Raw genomic sequence first — 4,323 nt, 5'->3', positions numbered from 1 at the left:
CCACAGCGTTTGCTGCCACCCATCCCATGGCGCATCTGCGCATGCGTGAAAGTTTCAGCGGCGTGTTGCTGGAATGGATCGAGACCGGCCGGCTGGATATCGCGGTGCTCTACGACGCCCGGCGCGGCACCAACAGCCTTGCCACGCCTCTGTTGCTGGAAGATCTGTTTCTCATCGAAGCTCCCGATAACCGCGGCACGGCTGCGGTGGAAATCAGCGAACTTGCCAGCCGGGCCTGCCTTCTGCCGGGCCCCGGCAATGGCTTGCGCCGGGTGGTCGATGCCGCGTGCTGGTCTGAGCGGGTGCAGCCGCGGGTGCAGGCCGAGATCGACTGCGTTGCAGCGCTCAAGCAATTGGTCGAACGCGGCATGGGCTGCACGGTGTTGCCATTCGGCGCGGTGCATCGCGAGGTTCAGGAAGGACGACTGCGGGCCCGCCCGTTTTCCAGCCCAGCGATGCGCGCCCTGCTGGTGATCGCGACGCCACCGAATAAGCCGGTAACGCCGCTGATCCGCTCCGTGATCCGCATGCTGCAAACTGAAGTGCATCGGCTAGCGATGCTGGGCGTGCTGCGCGGTGACACCCATGGTCTCGGGACCTGGAATCGAAATGTTGCTGCCGATGAGCAGCCGGCCTGATCCTCAACCGGAATCTGTAAACGCTGCTAAATGCAGCTCAGTCCGGGCAACCTCGCAAAACAGCAACGACCCCCTGATCGTCCATTATCCGCACTAGGTCCCTCGACATCACTGCACGCGTCAGCGACCGTCAGCTTTGCGCCAATAGCAGCCTTTGCGCGTCAGATGGCGACCGAATCGTCAATCGCTTTCACAGTCGAGTCGGCATTGCTTTAGGTGTGTTCTCCGAGATTCGAATCATCTGCCCGAACGTGGCGGCGGCCATCTTATGCATGGCTTGCCGCGGCGCAGCTTGACTTCCACCTCACTGATTCCGAGATCGAATGCGATCTACTTGATCAAGCGCCCGTTCATCACTTCTTAAAAGTCCTCGCGCTCGCGTTGCGTCAGGGTTGCCAGATTTCTTACAATCAGCTTCAACGCGAATACCTTGGCTGACTTTTGGAATCGGTCTCAAGAGCAGCATGAATTGCGTCAAGCAGGGTTTGACCACGCACCGGCTTGGTCAAAAAATCCACAGATCCCGCCTTCATCGCCTGCACGGTCATCGGAATGCCGCGCCGATCGGCGGGGCGCTTGGTGACGTTCATCCGGCCCGGCGCTAGTCACGGCGTGGCCGGGGTGGGGATCGGCGGCCGCCCGAGCAGCAGCAATCCGGCGAAGATCGCGACGATCTCTGCGGCATGGTACCACGCGAGTTGCTCGGCGAGCGACACAAACGAGAACGGCGCGGTGCAAAGCGGCGTCAGATAAAGAATTGCCGCCTCGCACGTCACACCGTTCATCAGCGTACCGGCGAAGGCCAAGGCTAGTCCTATCTTTGCGGAGCTCGTCGGTCGCGTGCCGCCCAGCAGCACCCCCAGCAGCACAACCCAGACTGGCGTGGTCGCGTTGATGAAGCCGACCTCGATGACCAGACTCTCATCGGCGCCGCCCATCAGGAAAAACGAAAACAGCCCGATTCCGACGGCGCCGCCGAGCGTCAACTCGCCGAGTCGCGGACGGATGACGAGCCAGCCCCGACGGAGAGCGGGCCATGCGATGACGGTAAGGATCGCGACCGCCAGCAGCCAGCGCCAGAACACCAGCGCCGGCAACGGCGCCGCATTGCGCGCGACGCGCGCGACCACATGGTTGCTCCCCCACAACGCGGCCGTCGCGATCAGCGCCAGCGTCCCGAGCGAGCGGGAGCCGCCGATCATGCGGACTTGGCGGCAGGCTGGTGGCGCCCGCGCTGCGAGACGTGCCACGGCAGGCAGGCGCGCTCGGCATAGTCGACGAGGAAAAACAGGATGGTGCCGACGATCCCGAGCAACAGCAGCGAGACAAACACCCGCACGGTGTCGAACTGGCCCTGCGCAACCAGGATCTGGAAGCCAATGCCGCGGCTGCCGGCGACAAATTCGCCTACGATCGCTCCCACCAAGGCGAACGAGATCGCCACTTTCATGCCCGCGAACAGGCTCGGCAGCGCGCAGGGGAAGCGGATCTTGAGCAGCACCGTCCAAGCCGATGCCTTCGACACCTTGGCGAGCGCCAGCATGTCGGGATCGACCGAGCGCAGGCCGAGCACCATGTCGATCACGATTGGAAAGATCGCCAGCATCAAGGCGATCGCCACCTTCGGCTCGGGGCCGGTGCCCATCCAGATCACGAACAAAGGCGCCAGCGCCACTTTCGGGATCGAGTTCAGCGCGACCAGCAAGGTGTAGATCGTGCGCTCGAGGAACTTCGAATAGACGATGCCGACCGCCAGCGCGACACCGAGTACCACCGCCAGCGTAAAGCCAAGACATGTCATCCACAGCGTAAAGCCGAGATGGCGCAGAAACAGACCAGGCGTCTCCAGGAAGGCCATGAAGATCGCCGACGGCGCCGGCAGGATCAGCGGCGACGGCTGCAGCAGCCTGACGGCGACTTCCCACAAGATCATCGCTGCCGCAAGCACGATGACGACGTCGCGGGTTTCGTTGTCGCCGAGAAACAGACGCTTTACGAGACCGATCATTCCTTGACTATTCCCAGTTCGGCGAAGTGATGGCGGATACGATGCACATAGGCCACGAATTCCGGCGTGTCGCGCACGGCCAAAAGCCGCGGCCGCGGCAGATCGATAGTGATGATATCGACGACCATACCGGGCGCCTTGCTCATCATCACCACGCGGTCCGACAGGAACACAGCTTCGGCGATCGAATGGGTGATGAACAGCAGGGTCTTGCGGGCATCCTGCCAGATCTGCGCGAGCTCAATGTTGAGATCGTCGCGTGTCATCGCGTCCAGCGCGCCGAACGGCTCGTCCATCAGCAGCAGGTCAGGATCGGCCAGCAGCGCGCGGCAGATCGAGGCGCGCTGCCGCATGCCGCCCGACAATTCCCAGGGAAAGCGATGCTCGAAGCCTCCGAGCCCGAAACGGTTCAGCAACGCCATCGCCCGCGCCCGTTCGTCTCCGGTCGGCTTGCGGGTGAATTCGATCGACAGCATCACGTTGTCGAGGATGGTGCGCCAGTCCAGCAGTACGTCGCGCTGAAACACAACGCCGAGGCGGTCCGGTGTCCCGGTCAATCGCCGGCCCGCGATATATATGCCGCCCGAGGAAACATCCTCGAGCCCGGCGACCAGTTTCAGCAGCGTGCTCTTGCCGCAGCCGGACGGGCCGACCACGCTGACGAATTCGCGGGGCTGGACGTCGAGATTGATGTCGACCAGCGCCGCGACCGGCCCACGTGGGGAAGAATAGGTCTTCCCCACGTGGGCGAGCGATACGTAGGCAGCCGGCTCCGAAGCTGGCGTCGAAGCAGGGTTTTTCAACATGTTACTCAACGAGGCTATTGGTGTAGTAATCAGCTGCTTTCCAACCAGCAGGCAGCACGCCGGCGGCTTCCATCGACTTCGCGGCCGCCTCCCAGTCGGACGCGGCCTGCCAGCCAATTGGCTTGCCCTTCGAGGCCGGGGTGTCGAAATAGTCAAGGGTCAGCTTGATCTGCCCGAGCAGCACCGCCGGATCGAGTTTCGCATCGGGGCGCTCGGCGATCATCGCCTTGACGCCGTCTTCGGGATTGCTGCGCAAGTGCTCCCAGGCGCGCTGCTGCACCTGGATCAGGCGCTTCAGCACAGGTCCCCGGCTGGCGATCACTTCGTCGCGCGCGACCAGGCCATAGCTCGGAAACGAGATACCGGCGTCCGACGCCAGTAGGCACTTCGACGGCCGCGCGGCTTCGGCGAGCGGCACGGCTGAGCCGACCGTCGACATCAGGCCGTCAGCGCGCTTGGCGATGTAGGTGCCCCACAGCGCCGCGGGATCGACCACCTCGACCTTGAGGTCGTCGCGGGTCAGGCCGCCGGCTTTCAGGTAGGTGTCGATGAACGGCGCCCACGGGCTCGCGGCGAATACGACGACGCTCTTGCCGCGCAGATCGGCAACCTTCTGGATCGGCGAGGCCTTGTCGACCAGGACGCACAGATCGGTCTGACGCTGGAAGGTGGCGATCGAGCGGATCGTGGCGCCCTTGGCGCGCGCCGACACAGCCAGCCCGACCTGGACCTGACCGACATCGACCTGTCCGGCATTGACGAGCTGGATCGTATTGCCGGAGCCGCGGCCGTCCTGCACGTCGACGTCGAGCTTGGCCTCCTTGAACCAACCTTTGTTCTGCGCCAGATGCATCGCCGCCTGCACGCCCCA

The 4,323-nt window shown here is 63.7% G+C and carries 5 protein-coding genes and 1 pseudogene; 1 reads left to right on the top strand and 5 read right to left on the bottom strand.

What is annotated here, in order from left to right; all coding sequences use genetic code 11:
- The coding region (locus Q0S16_RS14915; protein ID WP_295849572.1) for a LysR substrate-binding domain-containing protein at positions 1-638 on the top strand (638 nt) is incomplete at its 5' end.
- 190 nt (positions 639-828) lie between these two features.
- Here Q0S16_RS14915 and Q0S16_RS14910 read toward each other — a convergent pair.
- The 5 genes and pseudogenes from Q0S16_RS14910 to Q0S16_RS14890 all read right to left on the bottom strand — a co-directional run.
- Positions 829-1,192 (bottom strand): annotated as a pseudogene (locus Q0S16_RS14910) (LuxR C-terminal-related transcriptional regulator); the annotation flags it as partial.
- Positions 1,193-1,243: 51 nt separating this feature from the next.
- Positions 1,244-1,840 carry a DMT family transporter gene (locus Q0S16_RS14905; protein ID WP_295849570.1) on the bottom strand — a complete coding sequence of 199 codons (597 nt, stop codon included), beginning with the start codon at positions 1,838-1,840 and terminating at the stop codon, positions 1,244-1,246.
- A complete protein-coding gene (locus tag Q0S16_RS14900) occupies positions 1,837-2,646 on the bottom strand; it encodes an ABC transporter permease (RefSeq protein ID WP_295849568.1) in 810 nt (269 codons plus the stop codon). Before Q0S16_RS14900 ends, Q0S16_RS14905 begins: the two co-directional genes overlap by 4 nt.
- On the bottom strand, positions 2,643-3,389 hold the full coding sequence (locus Q0S16_RS14895) for an ABC transporter ATP-binding protein (protein WP_295849566.1): 747 nt from the start codon (positions 3,387-3,389) through the stop codon (positions 2,643-2,645). The genes Q0S16_RS14900 and Q0S16_RS14895 overlap by 4 nt, the downstream gene beginning before the upstream one ends.
- A 64-nt stretch (positions 3,390-3,453) precedes the next feature.
- A partial coding sequence (locus Q0S16_RS14890; RefSeq protein WP_295849564.1) for an ABC transporter substrate-binding protein occupies positions 3,454-4,323 on the bottom strand: 870 nt, incomplete at its 5' end.

The organism is Tardiphaga sp. (assembly GCF_025356345.1).
In the GTDB taxonomy this organism is placed as follows: Bacteria; Pseudomonadota; Alphaproteobacteria; order Rhizobiales; family Xanthobacteraceae; genus Tardiphaga.
This window is presented reverse-complemented; position numbering and strand designations above follow the sequence as displayed.

Bases quoted from the DNA above. Each gene is read 5' to 3' on its own strand.
- Q0S16_RS14905 (WP_295849570.1), bottom strand. From the start codon at position 1,840: ATGATCGGCGGCTCCCGCTCGCTCGGGACGCTGGCGCTGATCGCGACG.
- Q0S16_RS14900 (WP_295849568.1), bottom strand. From the start codon at position 2,646: ATGATCGGTCTCGTAAAGCGTCTGTTTCTCGGCGACAACGAAACCCGC.